This window comes from Psychrobacter fulvigenes (assembly GCF_904846155.1).
Classification (GTDB): Bacteria; Pseudomonadota; Gammaproteobacteria; order Pseudomonadales; family Moraxellaceae; genus Psychrobacter; species Psychrobacter fulvigenes.
Genome location: NZ_CAJGZP010000001.1, coordinates 3,076,444 through 3,102,490, shown reverse-complemented (window position 1 = coordinate 3,102,490; position 26,047 = coordinate 3,076,444). Strand labels below are relative to the sequence as shown.

The 26,047-nt window shown below is 45.4% G+C and carries 17 protein-coding genes, 2 tRNA genes and 2 rRNA genes; 14 read left to right on the top strand and 7 right to left on the bottom strand.

Annotation, left to right across the window (positions count from 1 at the left end; translation table 11 throughout):
- Window positions 1–2 precede the first annotated feature (2 nt).
- A complete protein-coding gene (locus JMX03_RS13100) occupies window positions 3–1,244 on the bottom strand; it encodes an Lnb N-terminal periplasmic domain-containing protein (protein WP_201597292.1) in 1,242 nt (413 codons plus the stop codon).
- Between the two features lie 230 nt (window positions 1,245–1,474).
- Between JMX03_RS13100 and JMX03_RS13095 the strand changes: the two genes are divergently transcribed.
- From JMX03_RS13095 to JMX03_RS13070, 6 genes are all read left to right on the top strand, one after another.
- Window positions 1,475–2,374 carry a CBS domain-containing protein gene (locus JMX03_RS13095; RefSeq protein WP_201573326.1) on the top strand — a complete coding sequence of 300 codons (900 nt, stop codon included), beginning with the start codon at window positions 1,475–1,477 and terminating at the stop codon, window positions 2,372–2,374.
- A 266-nt stretch (window positions 2,375–2,640) separates the two neighbouring features.
- The gene (gene lnt / locus JMX03_RS13090; RefSeq protein WP_201597291.1) at window positions 2,641–4,215 is read left to right on the top strand and encodes an apolipoprotein N-acyltransferase; all 1,575 of its coding nucleotides are present in this window, start codon (window positions 2,641–2,643) and stop codon (window positions 4,213–4,215) included.
- A gap of 134 nt (window positions 4,216–4,349) precedes the next feature.
- Window positions 4,350–4,769, top strand: a complete 420-nt coding sequence (locus JMX03_RS13085; protein WP_201597290.1) for a hypothetical protein — start codon at window positions 4,350–4,352, stop codon at window positions 4,767–4,769.
- 164 nt (window positions 4,770–4,933) lie between these two features.
- Window positions 4,934–6,103: a cytochrome-c peroxidase gene (locus tag JMX03_RS13080; protein ID WP_201597289.1), complete on the top strand. Its 1,170-nt coding sequence runs from the start codon at window positions 4,934–4,936 to the stop codon at window positions 6,101–6,103.
- Window positions 6,104–6,454: 351 nt separating this feature from the next.
- On the top strand, window positions 6,455–8,017 hold the full coding sequence (locus JMX03_RS13075; protein ID WP_201597288.1) for a peptide MFS transporter: 1,563 nt from the start codon (window positions 6,455–6,457) through the stop codon (window positions 8,015–8,017).
- A 312-nt stretch (window positions 8,018–8,329) separates the two neighbouring features.
- The gene (locus JMX03_RS13070; protein WP_201597287.1) at window positions 8,330–10,147 is read left to right on the top strand and encodes an aminopeptidase P family protein; all 1,818 of its coding nucleotides are present in this window, start codon (window positions 8,330–8,332) and stop codon (window positions 10,145–10,147) included.
- Between the two features lie 114 nt (window positions 10,148–10,261).
- Here the strand turns inward: JMX03_RS13070 and JMX03_RS13065 are convergent, their stop codons facing one another.
- From JMX03_RS13065 to JMX03_RS13055, 3 genes are all read right to left on the bottom strand, one after another.
- Window positions 10,262–11,059: a hypothetical protein gene (locus JMX03_RS13065; protein ID WP_227695774.1), complete on the bottom strand. Its 798-nt coding sequence runs from the start codon at window positions 11,057–11,059 to the stop codon at window positions 10,262–10,264.
- A gap of 128 nt (window positions 11,060–11,187) precedes the next feature.
- Entirely contained in the window at window positions 11,188–12,561 is a 1,374-nt protein-coding gene (gene fabF / locus JMX03_RS13060; RefSeq protein WP_201597283.1) for a beta-ketoacyl-ACP synthase II, read from the bottom strand.
- A 166-nt stretch (window positions 12,562–12,727) separates the two neighbouring features.
- Entirely contained in the window at window positions 12,728–14,080 is a 1,353-nt protein-coding gene (locus JMX03_RS13055) for an anhydro-N-acetylmuramic acid kinase (protein ID WP_201597281.1), read from the bottom strand.
- Between the two features lie 168 nt (window positions 14,081–14,248).
- Here JMX03_RS13055 and tyrS point away from each other — a divergent pair, with 168 nt between their 5' ends.
- Complete coding sequence (tyrS, locus tag JMX03_RS13050; protein ID WP_201597278.1) at window positions 14,249–15,460, top strand: tyrosine--tRNA ligase; 1,212 nt, start codon at window positions 14,249–14,251, stop codon at window positions 15,458–15,460.
- 96 nt (window positions 15,461–15,556) lie between these two features.
- Window positions 15,557–15,787 carry a DUF1653 domain-containing protein gene (locus JMX03_RS13045; RefSeq protein WP_201597276.1) on the top strand — a complete coding sequence of 77 codons (231 nt, stop codon included), beginning with the start codon at window positions 15,557–15,559 and terminating at the stop codon, window positions 15,785–15,787.
- Between the two features lie 75 nt (window positions 15,788–15,862).
- Here JMX03_RS13045 and JMX03_RS13040 read toward each other — a convergent pair whose 3' ends face one another.
- Window positions 15,863–16,819, bottom strand: a complete 957-nt coding sequence (locus JMX03_RS13040) for an alpha/beta fold hydrolase (RefSeq protein ID WP_201597274.1) — start codon at window positions 16,817–16,819, stop codon at window positions 15,863–15,865.
- A gap of 217 nt (window positions 16,820–17,036) precedes the next feature.
- On the opposite strand from JMX03_RS13040, the gene JMX03_RS13035 reads away from it, so the two are divergent.
- Window positions 17,037–17,723, top strand: coding sequence for a hypothetical protein (locus JMX03_RS13035; protein ID WP_227695754.1), 687 nt, complete (start codon window positions 17,037–17,039; stop codon window positions 17,721–17,723).
- Window positions 17,724–17,735: 12 nt separating this feature from the next.
- Here the strand turns inward: JMX03_RS13035 and JMX03_RS13030 are convergent, their stop codons facing one another.
- Both JMX03_RS13030 and upp read right to left on the bottom strand, forming a co-directional pair.
- Window positions 17,736–18,488, bottom strand: coding sequence for an SDR family NAD(P)-dependent oxidoreductase (locus JMX03_RS13030; protein ID WP_201597273.1), 753 nt, complete (start codon window positions 18,486–18,488; stop codon window positions 17,736–17,738).
- A gap of 65 nt (window positions 18,489–18,553) precedes the next feature.
- Window positions 18,554–19,201, bottom strand: a complete 648-nt coding sequence (gene upp / locus JMX03_RS13025) for a uracil phosphoribosyltransferase (protein WP_201573374.1) — start codon at window positions 19,199–19,201, stop codon at window positions 18,554–18,556.
- 344 nt (window positions 19,202–19,545) lie between these two features.
- On the opposite strand from upp, the gene JMX03_RS13020 reads away from it, so the two are divergent.
- From JMX03_RS13020 to JMX03_RS13000, 5 genes are all read left to right on the top strand, one after another.
- The gene (locus tag JMX03_RS13020) at window positions 19,546–20,175 is read left to right on the top strand and encodes a DNA glycosylase (RefSeq protein WP_201598147.1); all 630 of its coding nucleotides are present in this window, start codon (window positions 19,546–19,548) and stop codon (window positions 20,173–20,175) included.
- Between the two features lie 796 nt (window positions 20,176–20,971).
- Window positions 20,972–22,506, top strand: a 16S ribosomal RNA gene (locus tag JMX03_RS13015).
- A 157-nt stretch (window positions 22,507–22,663) separates the two neighbouring features.
- Window positions 22,664–22,740 (top strand) — tRNA-Ile (locus JMX03_RS13010).
- A gap of 7 nt (window positions 22,741–22,747) precedes the next feature.
- Window positions 22,748–22,823: transfer RNA gene (locus JMX03_RS13005), tRNA-Ala, on the top strand.
- Between the two features lie 355 nt (window positions 22,824–23,178).
- Window positions 23,179–26,032: ribosomal RNA gene (locus JMX03_RS13000) — 23S ribosomal RNA — on the top strand.
- Together the 16S and 23S rRNA genes with 2 tRNA genes alongside form the textbook arrangement of a ribosomal RNA operon.
- The last annotated feature ends 15 nt before the right edge of the window (window positions 26,033–26,047 follow it).

Below are 26,047 nucleotides of genomic sequence, written 5' to 3'. Positions count from 1 at the left end.
CCCTAGTCAGCGATTTTGTTAGCATCAGTAAGCATCGGAATGGGAAGGTCTTGACGAATTTGAGTAGAAAACTCACTGCTATTAGCACTTGCGTCTACATTGGACTGGTTATCAAAACCCCTAACTTTTGGATTAATATGCGCACGCTCATACCAAGTGTCCATTGACCAAGGTTGCGCCTCTTCTTTTGGCGCTTTTGGCAACATACCTATCTCGTATAGATAGTTGGGCAACCAGCCCGACGCCCAAATCCGATAGTCCCATGGCAACCTCTCACCACTGATGATACGTGCCATATAAAAGATAATATTGGTACAGTTACTGGTCAAGGTGTTGTACCAAGCAGGCTCGGCATTTAGCTCATCAGCTACCGTCAGATAAGACTCAAATAACGATTTTACTTCAGACTGCTTTAAGTTGCTGACAGGGAATAGGTATACCTGCTCACCGCGTGCATTGCTGCGAGTGTAGATAATGTCACGCTCTTCAGCAGCGATCAGGCTCAGCTCATAACGCTTAAACAGTCCGCCCAGCGATGAAAATGATTCTCCATTTTCTTTACGAATCTCAAGTGAAAAAGACAGCGGACGCTCATCTTCAAAGCGAAAGCTGACCAAGGTGTGGGCAATTAGTGGCCCCATCCAGTATGAGTTGATGATATCGACGCCAGAGAGCTTGGACATATCCACCGTACGCGTCTCCCAACGTTCGGTGGCATCCTCGCTAGTGTGCCAATCAAAGTTACGTATATTGGTAAAGGTGATTAAGTCAGGGTTATTTGCATCCCGCTCATAAGAGAGTCTTTGACTGACTTCAGGTTGCCAATCACGGTCTTGCTGCGGAGAGAGGGAGACGAACCAGCCAGCACCGATGAGCCAGATAGCAGCATAAAGTCCTGCTAGCCATTTGCTACTCATATGGTGATTGATAACGGTCTTCGCGACTGACTTTGGAAGTACTTTGTGAATCAGCTTTGGCCAATAACGATTACTGAGTAACGCTGTGAGCGAGCCGATGATGAAAATCGTTGCCAGCCATGTCATAGGTGACGTCGCGCCAAGCTGGTACCAGACTGCCATCAACAGCCACAGTGCTGACAATATCAAGGCAATGATTAATAAAAACTGCACAATATAATGCCGCCAATTTCTTGGTCGATGTGTGTCGTTACTCGTACTGGCTGACCCACTATGATCGGCTTTAAGAGACGACAAGAACTTAGAGAAAAAATTGCGTAGCGACATAAGGATAGTTTGAATAAATAAAGGCTTTGACCATAGCAAAGTTTATAACACACTGACAATACAATATTGGATAATTTTGTCGTTGAATGTCTTGTAGGCTTACGATAAAGTGGAGCTAATCTACGCTGGTCTATTATTATCTAATAATTGATTGGTTGGTTTTTTTATCGTTTTTTATCCCCATCTATCGTTTTCATTGCTATTAACTAAAGAGGTTAAATCACATCAACATGTCTGACGACACTCCCAGCCCGAGTAGTTGGTCGATGCGCGGCTTAAAACGCTGGCTATCGACCGCCCCCGAAACCCGTGACGAATTGATTCGCTTGGTACAAGACTCGCGTCAGTTCTTAGAGCCTGACACCGTGGATATGTTAGAGGGTGTGCTCGATCTGCCCGCCACCCAAGTGCGTGAGATTATGACGCCGCGCCCGCAAGTTATTGGCCTACATGAAAGCACCAGTCTCAAAGAGGTGATGGATATCATCCTTGATACGACGCATTCGCGCTATCCAGTATTTGATAGCCAAGATGATGATGCGGTGATTGGTATCTTATTGGCAAAGGATTTGATTCCTATCTTGGTGCATATGGTGCGCGATCAAGAAGATAGGATAGATAGCAAACGTCTAAAAGACTTGGTGCGTCAGCCGCTATATATTAGTGAGACTGCACGCTCTGATACGCTACTGCGCTCCTTGCAGCGCACGCAAGTTCATATGGCAATTGTGATTGATGAGTTTGGTAACTTTGCTGGCGTGGTCACTATGGAAGATCTGCTAGAAGAAATCGTCGGTGATATCGTCGATGAGCATGATGACTTTGATGAAGACAGTGATATCAATAATATCGTTGCCCATCCAGAAAAGCCTAATACTTGGCGAGTCCAAGCGTCTACGGTCATTGAAGACTGTAATGACGAGCTAGGCAGCCAGTTTGATGATACCGATGTCGATACGATGGGTGGACTTGTCATGCAGGCGCTTGGCTATGTCGGTGACTTAGAAGGAGAAAGCGTACAAATTGATGACTGGCAGATTAAGGTCATTGATGTAGAAGGGCGCTTTATTCAAAACCTAGAACTGACCAAGACCACTGGCGAGCAACAACTACTGATAGGTAGTCATTGATTTATTGATTACATTGAACATGCAAACACGGCTTCGGTCGTGTTTTTGCTTTTTAGATTTGACGTTAGTATTACCCTTGGAATGAATGCCATCAGCTACGCAAATTTACCCATTCATGAGTACAGACTGGTATCATGGGCGGGTTTAATTTTTAGAGGCTGAAATCGTTGTTTGTTAGGCGGCCTCGGATTGAATTTTGCTTGGGGACTGTTCCGCACACCCCAAAGAATTAATGTTTTGGACAATGATATTTTGGATACCTTGCTATGCGCCTGACTACTGTTGATTTACAAAAGCGTCTAAACCCTGATAGCTCTAAGCGCATGCCGCTTGGACTGACTATCGTGATCGCTTTACTTGCAGGTGCGATGTTTTTATTTGCCCTTGCGCCTTATGGTATCTGGCCAATAGCGCTACTATCGCCCGCTATTTTGTATGCTTTGCTATTGCCAGAGATGACTGGTAAGCGTGCGTTTTTTATCGGTCATGCTTATGGCACAGGACTGTTCTGCGTGGGCGCATTTTGGCTGTATACCTCTATTCATGTCTATGGTAATACTCCAGTATGGCTGGCGCTGATTATGATTGCGCTGATGGGTCTGGGAATGGGATTGTTTCATGGTTTTTTAGCCTTGATATTCAATCGTATGCTCGGTCGTCAGCCATTGTCATTTGCGGCTCTTTGGATACTACAAGAATGGATGAAAACTTGGCTATTTACAGGCTTTCCTTGGTTATTCGTCGGTTATGCGTTTACTGAACAGTACTGGTTGTCATCGCTTGCACCGATAGCTGGCGTGTTTGCTGTTTCTTTCGTCGCGGTATTGCTAGCGGCAAGTATCGTAGAGCTACTGCGTCGCCGCGGTGGTTATATGATTGTTTCGATAGCCCTATTGGTGATCAGCACGTCGTTGTGGCTGATGAATCCACAATGGACCAAGCCCAAAGGCACACCCAACTTATCGGTATCCTTGATACAAGGTAATATCCCGCAAGATCTCAAGTGGCTGACAGAGTTTCAAGTAGAAACGCTCAATATTTACGCCACGTTGACCAGTACAGAGTGGGGGCGTGACATCGTGCTGTGGCCTGAGTCATCGATTCCAATGTTTCAGACTGAAGCGTGGGGATTTATCAATGAAATGGTAAAAATAGCGAATGAAACGAATACTACTTGGGTGACTGGTATTCCTTATAAAGATGAAGCGGCTTTTGATCCCAGTACCGATAAGTACCCTCCTTTTTATAACAGCGTCATTGCCCTAGGAGCAGAGGCAGAAGGTCTGTACAAAAAACAACGTCTAGTGCCTTTTGGCGAGTATATTCCGTTCGAAGGTTTGTTGGATATCTTACCTGATTTGGCAGGTAGTCAAGACATCATGAGCTATAGCCGTGGGAGTGAGCAGCAATCACCACTACAGGTGCGCGGGCATAGCTTGGGGTCAGCAGTTTGTTATGAGGTAGCATATCCTGATACCACTCGGAAAAACGCGATTGGTACGGACTTTTTATTAACCATCTCAAATGATGCTTGGTTTGGCACCTCAGCAGGTCCGTTGCAACATTTGCAAATGGTGCAGATGCGCGCGTTAGAGAATGGGCGCTGGTTTATGCGTGCCACCAATACTGGTGTGACCGCTATCATTGATCACAAAGGCCGCATTGTAGAGCGCGCCCCGCAGTTTGAGCGTACCGTATTACGTGGTGAGGTTCAGGCTCGGGTTGGTAATACGCCCTTTATGCGCTTCGGACATTACCCAGTGTTATTTGTCATAACGCTATTGTTGTTATTGAGCTACCTAGGCAAGCGTGCAACCAATCGTGCTAATCTGGGCAAGTGAGAGGGTAATCATCATTGCCTTACTAATGGTACTTAATAATAATTCCTTTAAATAGTTAAGGGTTTTAACAAATCGGTATAAATTGCGATATAATAGGCTAAAATTTTAAATATTTTGCGCAAGGTGGATAAGGTATGTCAGCAGATATCAGAAGTAATAGTCCAAAAAAAGAGTTTTTGTATGCTTTAGGCGGTGTTGCCCTGTTTTTGACGATCGTCTTAATCGTCGGTATCTCAGCCTTTTTGCGTCCAGCTGGTCAGCATATAACAGTTGAAAATACTGAAGTAACAACGGTAGTCGATGAAGCGGAAGTTGTGGCGACAGAAGATGCTCCGGTAGCTGCAGAAGAAACCGAAGATGCTACAGCCTCTGTTACTGACGCTGACGCAGCAGAAACGCCAGCTGAAGACGCAGCAGCTGCAGCGCCAGTGGCTACGGATGGAGCTAATGACACCGTCGATCAAGCAGCGGTTGCCGACGCTGATCTGACTGCAGAGCAAGCGGATGGAGATTTGGAAGCAGGTGATGTTGAAATCGAAAACACCGAGCAGTAGTCTATTGCTGTAGTACGATCATACAGCCGGTCATACAGACAGCTACATAGCTACCGTTTTTATAAGCTTGATAAGCTTTTACCATCAGCAGTATTAACCTTAGATTTAAACGCAAATTTTAATTTAAAATCATCGTCATACCCATGAATATAAGTAGGTGACCTATGGCCGACTCAAGCCAAAATAACCCAAAAAAAGAATTGCTCTATGCCTTGGCAGGTGTGGGCATTTTTTTAGCCATCGTACTGCTAATTGGTATTTCGGCTTTCTTGCGTCCAGCGGGTGAGCATATGGAAGTGGCGGTGGATGAGGACGCTGCTGAAGTGGTAGAGACTGAAGTCACTGCTGCAGCCAGTGCTGAAAACACTGTGGCAGAGCCTATTGTTAGTGTTCGTGATGAGCCTATTGAGCCTATCCCGGTAGTCGCCATCACTGAACCTAAAAAAGTTGAGCTGGGTAATATGCTGTGGTTCGATACGCGCTTATCCAAATCTGGTGGCCTATCTTGCAACAGTTGTCATGATCTTGCCAAAGGTGGTACAGATAACATACCTACTTCAATTGGGCATGGATGGGCAGAAGGGCCTATCAACTCACCAACCGTTCTCAACAGCCGCTTTTTCTTGGCGCAATTTTGGGATGGCCGTGCTAAAGACCTAATGGAGCAAGCAGGCGGCCCAATCGAGAACCCGATTGAAATGGCATCAAGCCATGAGCATGTGGTCAAGGTACTTAATTCTATTCCAGAGTACAAAACACGATTTAATGAAGCATTTGATACCGATGGTGATATTACTATCGATCAAATCACCAGTGCTATTGCTATATTTGAAGATACTTTAGTAACGCCCAACTCACGCTTTGATCAGTGGCTTGGTGGCGATGATGACGCCATCACGGCGCAAGAGCTAAATGGCTATAAAGTCTTTAAAGAAAGTGGCTGTGTTGTTTGTCACAGTGGTATAGCACTCGGTGGTAGCTCGTTCCAGAAGTTTGGGGTGTTTGAAAAATATACCACGCAAAATTTATCTGAAGGACGCTATGCGGTCACTGGTAAAGAAGCAGATAAGTATGTGTTTAAAGTACCAACCCTGCGTAATATCGAGCTGACCTATCCGTACTTCCATGACGGTCAAGTAAACTCACTGGCCGAAGCGGTCAATATCATGGGTAAAATACAGCTTAACCGTGAATATACCGAAGAGGAAACGACAGATATAGTGGCTTTCTTAAAGACGCTTACCGGTGATCAGCCAGTCATTAACTATCCTACATTACCACCATCGAATGAGAACACGCCATTACCTGAGCCGTTTGAAAAGACCACGTCTTAATTGACTGGTTGCTGAAACAGGGCAGTTGATCGTTATATTATATTTATCTAAAAGCACCTATTTATAAATAGGTGCTTTTTTTTGTCAGTTTTTTATCAATGTATTTACAGTTGTTAGGTCAGTAATATCTCTGTTATTAATATATAGCTACTCACCAAACATTCAGTAGAAAAAGCCGTCTAAGCGTTATCCTCGCTAAATGACAATTAGCATGGTCTGTTCAATTAATGAACATATCTATTCTTTACTTGTGAATAATCTAATGAAACAATAACGCAAATATATGACCGTCCGTCATAATAATAAAGGGTTTGGTCATTATTGTTATCGTATACCTCAAGGAATAATGTTATGAGCAGAGAATCAGGTTCTGAGGTCAGTGCTGCTGAATTAGAGTCGCTAGACAATGGCTTTATGGGGCACCCAAAGCCGCTGCGCCCGCTATTTTTTACTGAGATGTGGGAGCGGTTTTCTTATTATAGTATTCGCCCGCTATTAGTACTATTCATGGTGGCGACAGTAGGCAGCGGTGGTTTTGGTTTTGATGAAGTCACCGCATCTGCTATCTATGGTATCTTTGCTGGTTCGTTATATTTAGCAGCGGTACCAGGGGGCTGGCTAGCTGATAACTGGCTTGGTCAAGAGCGTGCTCTGTGGTGGGGTAGTATTATTATTGCTCTTGGGCATTTGTGTATTGCGCTCTCCGCTATGTTTGGCATGACGCTGTTTTTTGTCGGTCTCATGTGCATTGTTTTGGGCTCAGGGCTGTTTAAAACCTGTATCTCCGTAATGGTTGGTGCGTTGTATGAAGAGGGTGATGTGCGCCGTGATAGCGGCTTTACCTTGTTTTATATGGGCATCAATATCGGCGCGTTATTAGCCGCGCTTATCGTTGGAGTGTTCAAAGAACAAGGCATGTGGCACGTCGGCTTTGGTGTTGGTGGTCTGGGTATGTTGGTCTCATTGCTCACCTATCGTTTTTCTGCTCAAAAGACACTGACCCATTACGCGCAAGCAAAGGGCATCACTCCTGAGTGGGAGCGCTCAAATGACCGTTACAGAAACGTAGGCCGCTGGGTCGCAGGATTCCTAGCCTTGTTAGTGGCAGTCGTCGTTTTAGTCTCTGCAGGGATCATGCCGTTTCAGCCTGAAATGGTAGCAGAGTATATGACCTACATCATCGCAGCCGTGGTGATACTCTACTTTGTTATTATGTTCATTTCACCTAGGCTTGATAAAACCGACAAGCTGCGTTTGTTGATTTGCTTTATTTTAATTATTGGCTCGACGCTGTTTTGGTCAAGCTTTGAGCAGCAGCCGACTTCTTTTAACTTGTTTGCTGATCGTTATACAGATTTGAACGTTTTAGGGTTTGAGATACCAAGTATTTGGTTTCAATCACTCAACCCTCTATTCATCTTATTGCTAGCGCCAATCATTAGTATTATCTGGGTTAAGCTTGGCAACAGAGGCATTGAGCCTAGCAGTATGGCAAAATTTGCTCTCGGTATGCTGCTTGCCGCCGCAGGCTTTGGCTTGATGATTGTGGCGTCCAAGAGTATCTTGACCAATGATACTGGTCTCGCGTCACCGTTGTGGTTGGTGGGTAGTTTGCTGCTACTGACACTTGGTGAGTTGGCACTTAGTCCTGTAGGTCTATCATCGATGACTAAGCTTGCCCCAAAAGGCATGCAAGGACAGATGATGGGGCTGTTCTTTGCTTCTTTAGCGATGGGTAACCTTGTTGCCGCATTCTTCGGTGGTAATGTCTCAGCAGATAAAATCGAAGGATTGCCAACACTCTTTACGACGATGGCAGTCTTTTTGGTGGTGACAGCCGTTGTATTGTTGTTATTGGCGAAACCTATCAATAAAATGCTCGAAAAAAGCGAGCACGCTGATAAAGCGAGCTAATGAATAGAGGCTTAACGACGCTTTTAAAAATATAGTACGAGTAAAAGGCAAATGATGAGACGTGTTACCATGACTGGTAGCACGTTTTATGATTGTAATTAGTGAGATGTTTCTTCTAGGCCATTGAAAGCGTACTTTCTGCCCAAACATCTAATGATGTTCTGTTTTCAATTTAATTGATTTACATTCAAATAATCATCGTTCAGTGAACGCTTAACAATTTACCCGCTCGCATAAGACGGCTATCCATAGTCGCCTCACAGCAGTAACTTTCTAAATTTAATTTTTCCAAAACTCATAAGGACACTTTTAATGAATAAACAAATCATTCATGACCGTATCGATAGTTTACGTAAGAGCATAGCTGCCCAAGACCTCACGGCAATTATCGTACCGTCTGCTGATCCGCATTTGTCTGAGTATTTACCAGAATACTGGCAATCGCGTTTATGGTTATCAGGATTTACAGGCTCAGTCGGTACGCTCGTCGTTACCGCTGATTTTGCTGGACTATGGACCGATAGTCGCTATTGGGTGCACGCAGCGGATCAACTAGAGGGCACGGGTATTACTTTGGAGAAACTTGCTCCAGGTCAGCCAAATCATATTGACTGGCTCGCCGAGCAGTTGGCAGAGGGTGATAGCGTGGCAGTTGATGGTAATGTGCTGTCCATCGCTGAGCAAGATAAGCTACTAGATGCTTTTGATGTCAACGACATTACTTTAATCACTGAGCGTGATGTATTGAGCGAGATATGGACAGATCGTCCAGCGCTACCTTCAGCAAAGCTATATCAACATGAAGCGCAGTTTGTCGCGCAGTCTGCTACCTCAAAGCTTGCCACCGTGCGCGCAGGTATGGCTGACGCAGGCACCACGCATCACTTGCTTTCAAGCTTAGATGATATCGCTTGGTTGACCAATCTGCGCGGCGCTGATGTCGATTACAACCCAGTGTTTTTATCACACATGCTCATCAGTGCAGACAAAGCGATGTTGTTTGTTGATAAAAACAAAGTCAGTAGCGATATCGAAAAATCTCTAAAAGAGAGTGGTATCACGCTTGCTGATTATGAGGCAGTACAGGATGCCTTGAGCGAGCTGACGCCAGAAGACTTGCTATTGTTAGATCCAAGTAAAGTTGCAGTGGGCACGCTATCAAAAATGGCGGACGATGTGGGCTTTATCGAGCAAATGGCACCAAGTACTTTGCTGAAATCTGTCAAATCTGATACTGATATCGATCATGTGCGCGAAGCGATGCGTCAAGATGGCGCGGCACTGTGTGAGTTTTTTGCCACGTTCGAGCAGCGTTTAGCAGACGGTGAGCGTTTAAGTGAGTTAGACGTTGATAGTATGCTGATTGAGGTACGTAGTCAGCAGCCACATTATGTATCGCCAAGCTTTCCAACGATTGCAGGGTTCAATGAAAACGGTGCATTGCCACATTATCGTGCAACGGCAGAAAAATTCAGCTACCTCGATGTGAGTGAAGGCGAGGGCGGTTTATTGCTGATTGACTCAGGTGCCCAGTATCAAAACGGTACCACCGATATCACTCGCGTGGTGGGTATTGGACAAGTAAGTAACGAGCATAAACGCGACTTTACCACGGTACTAAAAGCGCATATTGCTTTGGCACGTGCCAGCTTCCCTGATGGTATTGCCTCGCCACTCATCGATGCGATCTGCCGTGCGCCACTATGGCAAGCGCAGATGGATTATGGTCATGGGACGGGTCATGGTGTTGGTTACTTCTTAAACGTGCATGAAGGTCCGCAAGTCATCGCCTATAGTGCCAGTACACCAAAAGAGCGTGCGATGAAAGCAGGTATGATATCTAGTAATGAGCCAGGTCTATACCGCGAGGGCAAGTGGGGTATTCGTATCGAAAACTTGGTCGTCAATACAACAGTGGCGAGTCCAACTGAGACTGAGTTTGGTGACTTTTTAAACTTTGAAACCATTACTTACTGCCCGATTGATACCCGTTTGATTGAGCCTTCATTGTTGACTCAGGTAGAGATAGATTGGCTAAATGACTATCATAGCCAAGTCTACGCTGAGCTAAAAGATCGCGTTGATGGCGCGGCACTTGAGTGGCTGACCGAGCGTACGCAAGCCATTTAAAAAAAAGCCTTTTAATTCTATAACGAAAAACCCCAGTAACTATAGTTACTGGGGTTTTCTTATTTGCAGTCTTCTATATACGAATACGACGTTTAGACCCTAATCAAAAACCCCTTAGTTTTGCTTTGCATCGTTTTTCTGTACAGTATTTTCGACAGCTTGGGGTTTTTCTACCATACCAGCCAATTGACGGCTCACTTCAGCACGTAACCATGACTTTAAGTCCTCAGACATTTGCATCATCTGTTCGCTTAGGTAGTCATCGACGTGTACGCCTAACTCATGGATGAGGCCTTCGTGGTCATCACTTAAGACAGTATTTGTCGGTGCTATATCGAGTGCTACTTCTTTTTTGGTATGATTAGCAGGGTTAACGGCATCGTTTGGCTTGTCCGCCACGGCAGTAATATCTTGATTATTGTCGTTGTTATTGTTGCTATCTTTATTATCACTTGGCCCTTTAGCATTTTTATTCGCTTCGCCACTAGGGCTACTGGCGTCTTCTATTGATTGTTGTGCGATCGCTTCAGCTTTTTCTTTTTCTAATTTTTCTTTCTGTTCTTTTTCTGCATGACGCTGAGCCTCTACACGCTCAGCTTCTGCCAAGGCGCGCGCTTCTTCTTGTGCCATCTTTTGTTCTTCTGCTAATCGCTGCTGCTCTGCGGCTGCTCGCTCTTGCGCTTGTTTGTCGGCGATGGCTTTGGCAATCGCTTGTTCAGCTTCGTGGTTTTGATAGAGCTCATCGATATGAGCATCTAGATCATGGATGCTAAAAACAAAGCTTTCAAAAGGCGTCTCTGTTTGCAGTAACGTGGTGATGTCTTTTAGCTCTTGGGTGATAGCAGTACGTACTGGCTCTGGCGCAAGTGTCCAACGCTGATAGAATTGATGGGAAAATGAGTAGCTTGACATGGTATCTTCCATAAATATCGCAAAAATTACCCCTTATCATACGCAAGTACGATAAGGGGCTGCAAGAGGACAATCGTAGTAAATATGACAATAAAGTTACAACGAACAAGATTGTAACCTTTTAAGCTTTACTCACTACTAGGCCAGCGGGCAAATATCAATGAGCCATTAGTGCCGCCAAAGCCAAAGCTATTAGAGACAGCATAATTCAAGTCATCAACTTTACGTGACTGGTGTGCGACATAATCTAGGTTACAGTTATCTTCGATGTTGTCTAGATTTATCGTCGGCGGGACATGCTGATGCTGCAGGGCAAGTATGGAAAATATGGCTTCGATACCACCAGCGGCACCAAGCAGATGGCCAGTCATAGATTTAGTGGAGCTGACTAAGATACTGTCTTTGACAGGCGCAAATACCGTTTCAATGGCAATCGACTCAGCGACATCGCCAGCAGGTGTGCTGGTACCATGAGCATTGACATAGCCCACTACTGAAGGATCAATACCAGCATCATTAAGCGCATTTTGCATGGCTCGTGCAGCGCCGCTACCATCTTCAGGCGGCGCGGTAATGTGGCTGGCGTCATCACTCATGCCAAAGCCAACCACTTCTGCCAGTATCTTTGCCCCGCGTGCTTTTGCATGAGCGAGACTTTCGAGTACCAATACACCTGCACCGTCACCAAGCACGAATCCATCACGGTCTTTGTCAAACGGGCGCGACGCTTTGACTGGCTCATCATTGCGAGTAGAGAGGGCATGCATCGCACCAAATCCTGACATTCCTAATGGGCTAGAGCCTTTTTCGCTACCACCAGCCAACATCACATCCGCATCACCATAAGCGATTAGGCGTGCTGCTAAACCAATAGCGTGAGTCGCTGTCGTACATGCGGTGGCAGTGGCAAGATTGGGGCCTTTTAGGCTGTGCTTGATTGCTACCAGTCCTGCTGCCATATTGACAATAGAGCCAGGAATGATAAACGGAGAGACTTTTTTGGCGCCTTTATCACGCAGCATATCACGGCTATTTTCGATGGTTTGGATACCACCAATGCCTGAGCCTAAAATGACACCAAAACGCTCCTGATCGACATGTTTGACAGGGGCATCATCCGCGCTTACCTCATCAATATAACCTGCATTATGCAATGCCATTGAGGTGGCGGCCACTCCATAATGCATAAATTCATCATAGCGGCGTGCGTCTTTGGCATTCATATATTGCTTGGCATCGAAGTCTTTGACGACACCTGCAATTTGCGCACGGTAATCAGTGGCGTCAAAGTGCGAGATAGTATCAATCCCACTCTCACCTGCCAGCAGACGACTCCAAGTACTCTCAACATCTAACCCCAGAGGTGTGACAGCGCCCATACCAGTAACGACCACACGCGTCTCATCTGAGCGCTCATAGTGTGGTGGCTTACGAGGTTTTGCTGCTGCGGCTTGAGTGTTATTATTGGCGTTGGGCGTGGGTGAATTACTATTTTGGCTCATGCGTTATATCCTATAATTGCGCTTTATAGAGGGCTTGCCGTCTTAATACGGCTCATTTTAGGTTGTGATATTTATAGCGTTATATCCGTATTTTATCACCCATTATAAAACATATTAGTTTACGCCTGTAAACTTAATTATATAGAATGATATTTACACAGAAAACTTAAGTAAAACAGACCTGTCCCAGTACCACGCCTTTGTTTGCTCCAGTGACGGCTGGCAGATTGCCATTCTCACCGATTAGCGTCTGCCGTGCTAGCCATGCAAAAGCAACGGCTTCCACCCATGTCGGGTCAAGCCCCAAGCTGGCAGTAGTCTCTATAGTACAATGCGGTAAATGCGCTTGAAGTCGCGTCATCAAATACTCATTCAGGGCACCGCCACCGCAGACGTAAACCGAGCTGTTCTCGTGGTTTTTGATAAACTGATTGATTTGCATACTGGCACTCATTGCCGTCAATTCAGTAAGCGTTGCCTGCACATCCGCTGACGAATAGCGAATATGAGCAGACGCTTGATCGAATCTTTGCAGTTCAGCTTGCAGCCATTCTAAGTTAAATTCCTCACGGCCAGTACTTTTGGGATAATGACGTGCAAAAAACGGATGCTCTATCAGCTGATTAAGTAGTGGTTCCACGACCTGTCCAGACTGTGCCCACGCACCGCCTTCATCATAATCTTTATCAGTATGCAGCGCTGTCCACGCATCTAATAACAAATTGGCAGGGCCAGTATCATAGCCAACGACATTGTCATTTGCTTGAGTGTCACTAGCAGCAGAAACCGCTGGCAAGACCGTTATATTGGCGATACCACCCAAGTTCAATAACACCCGTGTGCTATCTGGCGTGGCAAATAATGCTTGATGAAAAGCAGGTACCAAAGGCGCTCCTTGCCCACCGACTGCCATATCACGGCGACGAAAATCACTGACGACACTGATGCCAGTACGCTCAGCGATGATATTGGCATCGAGCAGTTGCAAGCTAAAACCCATCTGTGGACGATGGCGCACGGTTTGTCCATGGCAACCGATCGCCAATACTGACTCGCTATCGGTATTGGTTTTTTGCAATAAAGTATTCACTACTTCGCTGGCAAACTCAGCATACGCTTTGCTTGCCCAACCGAACCAGTCTAATTCGCTGTTGGGTTCATCCGCTGTTGCTACTAACTCTTGTACGCCATTTGGTTGACATAGTGCCAATAACACTTCACGTAAACGTGGCGGAAAGCTTTTACTATAAGTAGCTAACAGGCGCATGGGTGTCTGGATGTCGTCTTCATGATCAACACCAGTACTAAACTGACAAAGAACTGCATCCATACCATCTAAGCTGGTGCCTGACATCATGCCGATATACAAACCATCGTCGAAGTTTTCAAATACTGTTTGTTCAAGTGCTTCAGTCAGTGATGCATAATTTGTATCATCGTCATTATTTATTGAGTTGAGCGGGTCACCTGAAAAGCTGGTGTTTTCATGCTCATTAGTAGCAAGGACAGGGTTGGTCATGGCAATTTACCTTAAAAAACGCTAATATATCTGCCAAATTCTAACATTTTTTGTTGGCCTACGAGGTTCTAAACTTTGTCAGGCGTTAATAGTCCGTAGAAGTCATAAGAAGTTACCAGTAGAAGTTATAAATAAAACCCCAAATAAAGACCATAAATAGAGAGCATCATGACCAATCAAACCCACACCCTAGAAGAGCAACTTGCCCTTATCCAGCGCGGTACACAAGAGATTTTATCTGAAGAGGATTTAATCGCTAAGCTCAAGCTAAACCGTCCGCTGCGTATTAAGGCAGGCTTCGATCCTACCGCGCCTGATCTGCATTTAGGTCATACGGTATTGATTAATAAGCTTAAGCATTTTCAAGATTTGGGCCATGAGATTTATTTTTTAATCGGTGATTATACGGCCAAGATTGGTGACCCCTCGGGTAAGAGTTCTACGCGTCCACCATTGACCGATGAGCAGATCAAAATCAATGCTCAAACTTATGCTGAGCAAGTATTTAAGATTTTGGATAAAGAAAAAACCCGCATCGTCTTTAACTCTGAATGGTTCAAAGACATGTCAGCCGCTGATATGATTCAGCTTGGTAGCCAGTTGACCGTCTCACGTATGCTTGAGCGTGATGATTTTGCCAAACGTTATGCAGCGCAAACACCAATTGCCATCCATGAGTTTTTATACCCATTGGTGCAAGGCTACGATTCTATTGCGCTCAAAGCCGACGTTGAGCTTGGTGGTACCGATCAAACCTTTAACATCTTGATGGGACGTACCTTGCAAGGTCGTTATGGTCAGGAGCCGCAAGTTTGTATTACGGTACCGATCTTAGAAGGGTTGGATGGCGTCAATAAAATGTCTAAGTCACTCGGCAACTACGTCGGCATTTATGACGCGCCAGGTACCATGTACCAAAAGCTGCTGTCGATGCCAGACACCTTAATTCGTCGTTACTTTGAGTTTTTAAGCTTTAAGCCGATGGAAGAAGTCGAAGCGTTAATGACAGAGATGGAAAACGGTCGCAATCCACAAGAGATCAAACGTATTCTTGCCGAAGAGTTAATCGAACGTTTCCACGATGCCGATGCTGCGGCTAATGCGCACAAATCAGCGGGTAACGTATTAGCCGATGGTGAGTTGCCAGTCGACTTACCAGAAGTCATGCTAGATTTAGAAGGTCAAGAGGCGTTATTTATCACGCAAATCCTCAACCAAGCAGAACTGGCCAAAAACAACTCGGCAGCCAAAGATATGGTCAAACGTGGCGCGGTAAAAGTGGATGGCGAAACAGTCGATGCTGGCTTTAGTCTAACCTCAGGTCAGACAGCGGTCATCCAAGCAGGCAAAAAGGCTTATGCTAGAGTGACGGTGGCTTAATAGATTGTGGGGAGTAGGAAGCAATAGTAAGGTCGACATCGATGGTCGGCCTTATTTTTTGTTAAGATAATTTGATCTATATACTAGGACGTTAAGATGACAGAAAACAATATCCCGCAAGGCATCTACCGCCATTACAAAGGCAACCTTTACCAAGTTTTGCACACGGCTCAGCATTCAGAAACCGAAGAGTCACTAGTGGTTTATCGCTGTCTCTACGGTGAGTATGGCGTGTGGGTACGACCGCTTGAGATGTTTACTGAGACGGTCATAGTAGAGGGTAAAGAAGCACCTAGATTTGAGCTGATTAAAGCGCTCACGGACTGATGACGGAAAATCTTTAAAGTTTATTATCCCAATAAACAGCGACTTTTAATGGTCGCTTTTTTACAGCTATTAAAACTATCCCTGAAAGAATCTTTTCAAAACTTTATAAAATCCAATTGGCTCATCCATCGGTACCGCATGACCTGAACGTGGTAACATGATTTCCGTAGCATTGGGTAACATGTGGGTGATTTTTTGCTGCCATTTTACATCGTATAGTTTGGAGCGACCACCGATGAGATTGACCACAGGAATAGTGACTTTCTCTATCGTTGCTCGAAAGTCATAGGGCAATGCTAAATACGCTTGCAAGCAGCGCATCTTATGCTGCCAAATACTGTGATCATAAAATACCAGCTTATGATCATTTTGATGCGTTAAGACCTGAACGATGGCCTTTGAACGCGGACGGCTGACAGACATCAAGGAAAACTGACGTTCGACATCCGTCACGTGACGTTTAAGAGCAAACGGCAGGTGCGTAAAGCTATCGACCTTGGCATAGGGTAGCGTCATATCGACCACATTGTGAAACACCTCAAATACCTCTTGCTGTCTCTCGCCAAATAAGCCACCTTGCCAATCAGATTGATTATGAATGGCAGGGTTTTGGTCGATATTTAAATAGCGACTGACTTTCACTGTACCGTAACGTTCAAAATATGCCCACATGACTTGCGCGCCCATCGAGATAGCTGCAACAGGGATGGATGGAACAGTGTGTAATAGGCAAACCTTCTCAATAACGACGCTTATATCATCAGCATATTGGCGCACAAAATCAAACTGAGTGAGGTCAATAGATTTTGCTTCCCCGAAACCTCGAAAATGCGGCAGATAAAACGTATATTCGCCAGTTAATGATAGGATAAATGGCAAAAATTCACGCGCGTCCATACCATAGGCATGCAGCATCAGCACAGGTTTACCACTACCGATAACGGACACAGGCAGCATCACCCCGTCAGCAACAGCGATATTCATCGTCTGTAACTGGTACTTTGTCGGTAAGGTGAGTAAGTTTTTTTTCATGCAACAATGCCGTTTTGAGATTATCAATCTATCTTGATATTGAGTAGCGTAGCAACAAATACTGTTATGGCGCTCATAAAAGACTGCTATATTGAAGTATATTCACGAAATCAAATTAACCATAGCATAATAGCTTTATAAATGTGAAGGACTTTAGATATGGAAGACTAAGGCTGCTATAAATAGGGATAATAAAAAATGATAAGGATATTGATTGATGAGCACACAAACGCTACCAGCACTTGATAACAGTCTTTATCCGCAGACTTGGCAGCAGCAGACGTTTGGTAGTCCGCAGTCATTATTAATGGCACTGTTGACAGGGAGTGTTATCCCAGATGCCAATGCTTTTACCAAGCAGTTATTGGCAAATGACGTTTATCAAGAATGGATTAATTTTTCGGTGTTTGGTCGCTATTTGCAGCGAAACTTTGCCGCCTTCTATCGGCAAACGGAAGACAGTTTTAATGTCGATATGCCAGCGTTGTTCCGCCGTGAGTTGATGCGTCATGCGCAGTTTTTGCCATTAGAGCAGATATTGTTTGTCGCAGGTAATATCCCCAAAAATGCTCGGCAAGAAAAGCTGTTAACGACCACGGTTAATCCTGCCACCGCCGTCATCAATGCGCAGAACCTCAGTCAAAGAATGATAGTAAACAAGCAGCAGATAGTGCTCAATCAGATAAAGGTCGCCAGTAGGCAAGTAGTGGGATTTGCGTTGCGTCATAACAAGCGCACCAGTGAGCGCACTCGTAATGAAGTGTTGATTTTGGATTTTAAGGATTTGCGTTTGGTTGATGAAAAAACAGTAGAAAAAGAGATATTAGAAGCAAGCAGGGTAGGCGCATCGATAGATATAAACACAGATACAGCTGCCCTGCTTAGATATTATGAACTACGTTAGTAGATTAATTGCTTACTGATTCTGCTTAGCAATCGTTAGGCCATTATAGGTTTGTGCGACTGGCATGACTTCTAAGCGGTTAACGTTAATATGAGCAGGCGACTCAATTAACCACAGTAAGATATCGCCAATATCATCACCTGTCATGGTTTTAAAACCATCATAAACCTTGGCCGCTTGATCTTCATCACCGTGATAACGGACGTTTGAAAACTCAGTGCCCGCAACGTTACCTGGCTCAAGATTGGTGACTCGCACTTGTGTACCAAGTAAGTCAGCTCGTAGATTCAAACTAAATTGTTTTACAAAGGCTTTGGTGGCACCGTACACATTACCGCCATAGTATGGCCAGCTACCTGCAATCGAACCAACATTAATGATATAGCCACTGTCACGTGCGACCATCGCTGGCAAGACTGCATGGGTCAGCGCCATGAGGCCTTTAACATTGGTATCAATCATACGCATCCAATCATCGAGATTGGCCTCATGAGCTGGCTCTGTACCCAGTGCCAGCCCTGCATTGTTTACCAACACGTCGATTTGATCAAAGCCATCAGGTAAGTCAGCAATGATTTGCGGGATAGAGGCCGTATCACTGACATCCATCACCACAGGTAAAAACGACTCACCTAATGTATCTGCTAATGCATTGAGCTTATCGAGACGTCTGGCACAGCCAATCACCCGATGACCGCCTGCGACCAAACGCTCTGCCAACGCTTTACCGAAACCAGCACTTGCCCCTGTAATCAATACGTTCATTTTATATCCTTATCATTGATGCTGCGTACTTGTTCATGATGGTTGTGGCGACTGTTTATCTCAGCTTATTTATTGAATAACTGCTTACCGAAGATTTTATCACCCGCATCGCCAAGACCTGGGATGATATAACCGTGTTCATCCAAGTGGCTGTCTAGCGCAGCAGTATAAATGGTCACGTCAGGATGTGCTTCATTGACCAAACGTACGCCTTCGGGAGCGGCAACCAATACGAGTGCCTTGATACTCTTACAACCATTTCTTTTTAACATATCAATAGTGGCAACCATCGAACCACCAGTCGCCAGCATTGGATCGACGATAAGCGCAGGGCGTTTATCCATGTGGCTGACAAACTTTTCAAAGAAGGGAACGGGCTGTAAGGTTTCTTCATCACGCTGCAAGCCAACCACAGAAATTTTTGCAGTAGGAATCAAATCGAGCACACCATCTAGCATGCCAATTCCAGCGCGTAAGATAGGTACAATCGTTGCCGTCTTACCGATGATTTGCTCACCTGTTATCTCACCGCACCAGCCTTCCATTGGAAAGGTTTCAATTTCAAAGTCACGGCTTGCTTCATAAGCCATCAAGCGCGCAAGCTCTTTGGTGAGCGTACGAAATTTATAGGTACTACAGTCTTTTTCGCGCATGAGGCTGAGCTTATGACGGACTAACGGATGGTCGATTACAGTGATTTTTAAGTCGCTCATAAATATTCTCTTGGTTTTGGTCTATGGCTTACGCATTCTCTGCGCTTGCTATTAGGATATGGAGGGTCATAACGTAGTTGGGCTCATAAATTGAGCTTAACGCTTTCATAACTGTCTTAATAAAAAAGGTTACGATGATATATGTTATAACGGTAATCAAAGCTTATTCATATATTGTGCGGCTTTTTAAGCCAGTTAGATGCTGTCATTAACTGCTAAGCAGTGTTTAGGCCTGCTATGATAACAAAAAAACCCCTTTTCTGATGAAGAATCTTATGACCACACGACCATCACATGCTCAAAACGACACTAATAACGCTGTTGACGATTTAGTATCGTCAAATATGGCAGCCACAGAGATAGAGACCCATCCATTCGAGCCTGTCTTACCGTCAGATGCTACTGTTATGATGATGGGCACGTTTCCGCCGACCGCTGATAAATGGGCAATGCGCTTTCATTATCCCAACTTTTATAACGATATGTGGCGTATCTATGGCCGAGTATTTTTTGATGATGCCGACTACTTTAGAGTAGGCGAAGAGAAGCGCTTTGATCCTGAACAGATTCGTAATTTTTTATTTGAGCGTGGCATAGCCTCATGTCCAACGGTCAGGCAAGCTATCCGTGAGACGGGTAACGCTTCTGATAAACACTTAACTGTGGTAACGCCAGTGGACTTAGATTATGTTTTTGCACAAGTACCCAAGGTGAGTACCTTGTTTACCACGGGCGGTAAAGCAACAGAGGTATTGCTTAACTTACTTCCAACCCCAACGCCCAAATCACTTTATCCCAAGACCAACCAGAGTATCGACTATCCCTATCAATGGCAGAATGACAATAATCAAGCAACTGAAGTTAATAATTTAACCTTATATAGGTTGCCTTCTACCTCACGTGCTTATCCATTAGCCTTAGATAAGAAGGTAGCTGCCTACAAAGCTTTCTTTGAGAAAATAGGTAAGCTATAAAGTAGTCATATATGTCATATATAGGGTATATAAGAAGAATGCTATACAGAAAAAAGAAGCGATATTGATTAATAGAATAACATTCGTACTAAGGCGAAATTATTTTCAATGCTAACTGTTTGATATATATCAAGTATCAATCATCATGCCAAATAATCTCTTAATTAATAAGCCAGTCCCCTTGACCCCCATTCAAATACGCGTATAATGCCACCCAGTCGAAAGGGAAGGCGGATTGCAAAGTGGATCACCACTTTAAAAATCAAAGCCGAAGAATTATTTTAGGTTTATTTAAAATAAAATAATTTAGCCCTTGACTTAAGTAATAAAGCGTCTATAATACGCAGCTCATTAAGATGAACCGGATTAACTTATATGTGAATTTACATATAACAAACCTGGCTAACTTATTGAAACAAATTATAAAAAAGCTTGACAAACCTAATCTTTATGATATGATAGTCGGCTCGCTAGTTAGGATTAACCAACAAGGTTAAAACGACTAGTGAAAGCAATACCCTATATAATCAACTACTGGACGACAGTAGCTTGACACTATTTAAAAGCATAACTAAAGAACAACTTGTGTGGATTTTTGCTGACACAGAATGCTAAAAAATAAAGTTGTGAGACCTCGTTTATCTGGGGACTTATAACTATAAAAATTATCATTCTTTAAAGCAAGAAAACTCAAAGTTAATTCATTACGAACATAATTTAGAGCGACGAGCCAGAAAAGAATGAGCCAAGATTAGGAGTCATCTTACTATTTATAGTGAAGACTTCAAGCAAGATTAAACTGAAGAGTTTGATCATGGCTCAGATTGAACGCTGGCGGCAGGCTTAACATGCAAGTCGAGCGGTAACAGGAGAAGCTTGCTTCTCGCTGACGAGCGGCGGACGGGTGAGTAATACTTAGGAATCTACCTAGTAGTGGGGGATAGCTCGGGGAAACTCGAATTAATACCGCATACGACCTACGGGAGAAAGGGGGCAGTTTACTGCTCTCGCTATTAGATGAGCCTAAGTCGGATTAGCTAGATGGTGGGGTAAAGGCCTACCATGGCGACGATCTGTAGCTGGTCTGAGAGGATGATCAGCCACACCGGGACTGAGACACGGCCCGGACTCCTACGGGAGGCAGCAGTGGGGAATATTGGACAATGGGGGCAACCCTGATCCAGCCATGCCGCGTGTGTGAAGAAGGCCTTTTGGTTGTAAAGCACTTTAAGCAGTGAAGAAGACTCTAGGGTTAATACCCCTAGACGATGACATTAGCTGCAGAATAAGCACCGGCTAACTCTGTGCCAGCAGCCGCGGTAATACAGAGGGTGCAAGCGTTAATCGGAATTACTGGGCGTAAAGCGAGCGTAGGTGGCTTGATAAGTCAGATGTGAAATCCCGGGCTTAACCTGGGAACTGCATCTGATACTGTTGAGCTAGAGTAGGTGAGAGGGAAGTAGAATTCCAGGTGTAGCGGTGAAATGCGTAGAGATCTGGAGGAATACCGATGGCGAAGGCAGCTTCCTGGCATCATACTGACACTGAGGCTCGAAAGCGTGGGTAGCAAACAGGATTAGATACCCTGGTAGTCCACGCCGTAAACGATGTCTACTAGTCGTTGGGTCCCTTGAGGACTTAGTGACGCAGCTAACGCAATAAGTAGACCGCCTGGGGAGTACGGCCGCAAGGTTAAAACTCAAATGAATTGACGGGGCCCGCACAAGCGGTGGAGCATGTGGTTTAATTCGATGCAACGCGAAGAACCTTACCTGGTCTTGACATATCTAGAATCCTGCAGAGATGCGGGAGTGCCTTCGGGAATTAGAATACAGGTGCTGCATGGCTGTCGTCAGCTCGTGTCGTGAGATGTTGGGTTAAGTCCCGCAACGAGCGCAACCCCTTTCCTTAGTTACCAGCGGGTTAAGCCGGGAACTCTAAGGATACTGCCAGTGACAAACTGGAGGAAGGCGGGGACGACGTCAAGTCATCATGGCCCTTACGACCAGGGCTACACACGTGCTACAATGGTAGGTACAGAGGGCAGCTACACAGCGATGTGATGCGAATCTCAAAAAGCCTATCGTAGTCCAGATTGGAGTCTGCAACTCGACTCCATGAAGTAGGAATCGCTAGTAATCGCGGATCAGAATGCCGCGGTGAATACGTTCCCGGGCCTTGTACACACCGCCCGTCACACCACGGGAGTTGATTGCACCAGAAGTGGATAGCCTAACCTTCGGGATGGCGTTCACCACGGTGTGGTTGGCGACTGGGGTGAAGTCGTAACAAGGTAGCCGTAGGGGAACCTGCGGCTGGATCACCTCCTTATAGACGCATTCGGTCAGCAAGAATTCACAACAAGTTGTTCTTTAGTTTAGTTTATTAGCTTAGTATGTAAGGTACTGCTAGCCAAGCTTATAGAGAATCCTATTTAAAGGATTCTCCTTGCGAAGCTAAAAAAGCAGTGCTTTTTACACGCTTCTCAGGGTCTGTAGCTCAGCAGGTTAGAGCCCCGTGTTGATAACGCGGGGGTCAGTGGTTCAAGTCCACTTAGACCCACCATATATATGGGGCCATAGCTCAGTTGGTAGAGCGCCTGCCTTGCACGCAGGAGGTCAACGGTTCGACTCCGTTTGGCTCCACCACTATAAACGACATGCTTTAGACAGAATATTTAAATACGTATAAATAGAAACAAGTGATTCAGCCGAGACGGCATTGATTACTTCTTTCTGTTTTATACAGAATCTGTGACTTGACGAGAGCACAGAGACTATTTAAAAACATAGATATGAGTCTGGGTTAGTGATGACATGTTCACGTGTCGTCATTAACCTTAATAACTCACTACTTAACGACATCAGTTGTTATCCCAGTAGTGAGTTATTAAAAAAGTAAAGAGAACTGAATCAAGCGTAAACATAGGTGATATCGTTATAATTACGACAGACAACACTTAGTAATCAAACTCTTTAAGAGTAAGACTACTTGGGGTTGTATGGTCAAGTAATTAAGCGCACATGGTGGATGCCTTGGCAGTCAGAGGCGATGAAAGACGTGACAGCCTGCGATAAGCTTCGGGGAGGCGGCAATATCCTGTGATCCGGAGATTTCTGAATGGGGAAACCCACTTACCATAAGGTAGGTATCTTGTACTTGTACAAGAAGCGAACGAGGGGAAGTGAAACATCTCAGTACCCTTAGGAAGAGACATCAATTGAGATTCCCCTAGTAGCGGCGAGCGAACGGGGAGAAGCCGATTAATGCTAATGTAGAAGAACAGCGTGGGAAAGCTGACCATAGTAGGTGATAGTCCTGTATTCGAAACATTAGCGTTAACATATTAAGTAGAGCGGGGCACGAGAAATCCTGTTTGAAGATGGGGGACCATCCTCCAAGGCTAAATACTCCTGACTGACCGATAGTGAACCAGTACCGTGAGGGAAAGGCGAAAAGAACCCCTGTGAGGGGAGTGAAATAGAACCTGAAACCGTGTGCGTACAAGCAGTGGGAGCCACCTTGCGTGGTGACCGCGTACCTTTTGTATAATGGGTCAGCGACTTATATTCTGTAGCAAGGTTAACCATTTAGGGAGCCGTAGGGAAACCGAGTCTTAATAGGGCGTCTAGTTGCAGGGTATAGACCCGAAACCGAGTGATCTATCCATGAGCAGGTTGAAAGTGCCGTAACAGGCACCGGAGGACCGAACCCACTGTCGTTGAAAAGCCAGGGGATGACTTGTGGATAGGGGTGAAAGGCTAATCAAACTCGGTGATAGCTGGTTCTCCCCGAAAGCTATTTAGGTAGCGCCTCGGACGAACACCATTGGGGGTAGAGCACTGTTTCGGCTAGGGGTCATACCGACTTACCAAACCGATGCAAACTCCGAATACCGATGAGTGATATCCGGGAGACACACAGTGGGTGCTAACGTCCATTGTGGAGAGGGAAACAACCCAGACCGCCAGCTAAGGCCCCAAATTCCTAGTTAAGTGGGAAACGAGGTGGGAAGGCATAGACAGCTAGGAGGTTGGCTTAGAAGCAGCCATCCTTTAAAGAAAGCGTAATAGCTCACTAGTCGAGTCGGCCCGCGCGGAAGATGTAACGGGGCTCAAACTAGGAGCCGAAGCTGCGGATTTGAATTTGTTTTCAAGTGGTAGGGGAGCGTTGTGTAAGCCTGTGAAGGTGTGTCGTAAGGCATGCTGGAGGTATCACAAGAGCGAATGCTGACGTGAGTAACGATAATGCGAGTGAAAAGCTCGCACGCCGGAAGATCAAGGGTTCCAGTCCAACGTTAATCGGGGCTGGGTGAGTCGACCCCTAAGGCGAGGCCGAAAGGCGTAGTCGATGGGAAATCGGTTAATATTCCGATACTTGTTTATGATGCGATGGAGGGACGGAGAAGGTTATGCCAGCCTGGCGATGGTTGTCCAGGTGGAAGGATGTAGGTTTATAGCTTAGGTAAATCCGGGCTATTTCATACCGAGATCTGATAGCAAGCTGTACTTGTACAGCGAAGTGGCAAATACCATGCTTCCAGGAAAAGCTTCTAAGCGATAGTCATAAACGAATCGTACCCTAAACCGACACAGGTGATCAGGTAGAGAATACCAAGGCGCTTGAGAGAACTCTGCTGAAGGAACTAGGCAAAATGGTACCGTAACTTCGGGAGAAGGTACGCTGCTGATGGTGAAGGACTTGCTCCGTAAGCTATTGGCAGTCGCAGATACCAGGCTGCTGCAACTGTTTATTAAAAACACAGCACTCTGCAAACACGAAAGTGGACGTATAGGGTGTGATGTCTGCCCGGTGCTGGAAGGTTAATTGATGGGGTTAGCGTAAGCGAAGCTCTTGATCGAAGCCCCAGTAAACGGCGGCCGTAACTATAACGGTCCTAAGGTAGCGAAATTCCTTGTCGGGTAAGTTCCGACCTGCACGAATGACATAATGATGGCAGCGCTGTCTCCAGCAGAGACTCAGTGAAATCGAAATCGCAGTGAAGATGCTGTGTACCCGCGGCTAGACGGAAAGACCCCGTGAACCTTTACTACAGCTTTACATTGAACTTTGACCTGACTTGTGCAGGATAGGTGGGAGGCTTTGAAGCAGACACGCTAGTGTTTGTGGAGCCAATCTTGAAATACCACCCTGGTCATGTCGGGGTTCTAACTCAGGTATAACAGTACCGAGGACAATGTATGGTGGGTAGTTTGACTGGGGCGGTCTCCTCCTAAAGAGTAACGGAGGAGTACGAAGGTGCGCTCAGAACGGTCGGAAATCGTTCATAGAGTATAAAGGCAAAAGCGCGCTTAACTGCGAGACCCACAAGTCGAGCAGGTACGAAAGTAGGTCTTAGTGATCCGGTGGTTCTGTATGGAAGGGCCATCGCTCAACGGATAAAAGGTACTCTGGGGATAACAGGCTGATACCGCCCAAGAGTTCATATCGACGGCGGTGTTTGGCACCTCGATGTCGGCTCATCTCATCCTAGGGCTGAAGCAGGTCCTAAGGGTATGGCTGTTCGCCATTTAAAGAGGTACGCGAGCTGGGTTTAGAACGTCGTGAGACAGTTCGGTCCCTATCTACCGTGGGCGTTGGAAATTTGAGAGGAGCTGCTCCTAGTACGAGAGGACCAGAGTGGACGAACCACTGGTGTTCGGGTTGTCATGCCAATGGCATTGCCCGGTAGCTACGTTCGGATGGGATAACCGCTGAAAGCATCTAAGCGGGAAGCCTACCTCAAGATAAGATTTCCCTAAAGAGCCGTTCAAGACTAGGACGTTGATAGGCAGGGTGTGGAAGCGCAGCGATGCGTGTAGCTAACCTGTACTAATTGCTCGTTTGGCTTGACCATACAACACCCAAGTGG

Bases quoted from the DNA above. Each gene is read 5' to 3' on its own strand.
- JMX03_RS13075 (WP_201597288.1), top strand. From the start codon at position 6,455: ATGAGCAGAGAATCAGGTTCTGAGGTCAGTGCTGCTGAATTAGAGTCG.
- JMX03_RS13020 (WP_201598147.1), top strand. From the start codon at position 19,546: ATGGCAGCCACAGAGATAGAGACCCATCCATTCGAGCCTGTCTTACCG.
- fabF (WP_201597283.1), bottom strand. From the start codon at position 12,561: ATGAGCCAAAATAGTAATTCACCCACGCCCAACGCCAATAATAACACT.
- tyrS (WP_201597278.1), top strand. From the start codon at position 14,249: ATGACCAATCAAACCCACACCCTAGAAGAGCAACTTGCCCTTATCCAG.
- JMX03_RS13095 (WP_201573326.1), top strand. From the start codon at position 1,475: ATGTCTGACGACACTCCCAGCCCGAGTAGTTGGTCGATGCGCGGCTTA.
- JMX03_RS13035 (WP_227695754.1), top strand. From the start codon at position 17,037: ATGAGCACACAAACGCTACCAGCACTTGATAACAGTCTTTATCCGCAG.
- JMX03_RS13065 (WP_227695774.1), bottom strand. From the start codon at position 11,059: ATGTCAAGCTACTCATTTTCCCATCAATTCTATCAGCGTTGGACACTT.
- JMX03_RS13070 (WP_201597287.1), top strand. From the start codon at position 8,330: ATGAATAAACAAATCATTCATGACCGTATCGATAGTTTACGTAAGAGC.
- upp (WP_201573374.1), bottom strand. From the start codon at position 19,201: ATGAGCGACTTAAAAATCACTGTAATCGACCATCCGTTAGTCCGTCAT.
- JMX03_RS13055 (WP_201597281.1), bottom strand. From the start codon at position 14,080: ATGACCAACCCTGTCCTTGCTACTAATGAGCATGAAAACACCAGCTTT.
- JMX03_RS13040 (WP_201597274.1), bottom strand. From the start codon at position 16,819: ATGAAAAAAAACTTACTCACCTTACCGACAAAGTACCAGTTACAGACG.
- JMX03_RS13045 (WP_201597276.1), top strand. From the start codon at position 15,557: ATGACAGAAAACAATATCCCGCAAGGCATCTACCGCCATTACAAAGGC.
- lnt (WP_201597291.1), top strand. From the start codon at position 2,641: ATGCGCCTGACTACTGTTGATTTACAAAAGCGTCTAAACCCTGATAGC.
- JMX03_RS13100 (WP_201597292.1), bottom strand. From the start codon at position 1,244: ATGTCGCTACGCAATTTTTTCTCTAAGTTCTTGTCGTCTCTTAAAGCC.
- JMX03_RS13085 (WP_201597290.1), top strand. From the start codon at position 4,350: ATGTCAGCAGATATCAGAAGTAATAGTCCAAAAAAAGAGTTTTTGTAT.
- JMX03_RS13080 (WP_201597289.1), top strand. From the start codon at position 4,934: ATGGCCGACTCAAGCCAAAATAACCCAAAAAAAGAATTGCTCTATGCC.
- JMX03_RS13030 (WP_201597273.1), bottom strand. From the start codon at position 18,488: ATGAACGTATTGATTACAGGGGCAAGTGCTGGTTTCGGTAAAGCGTTG.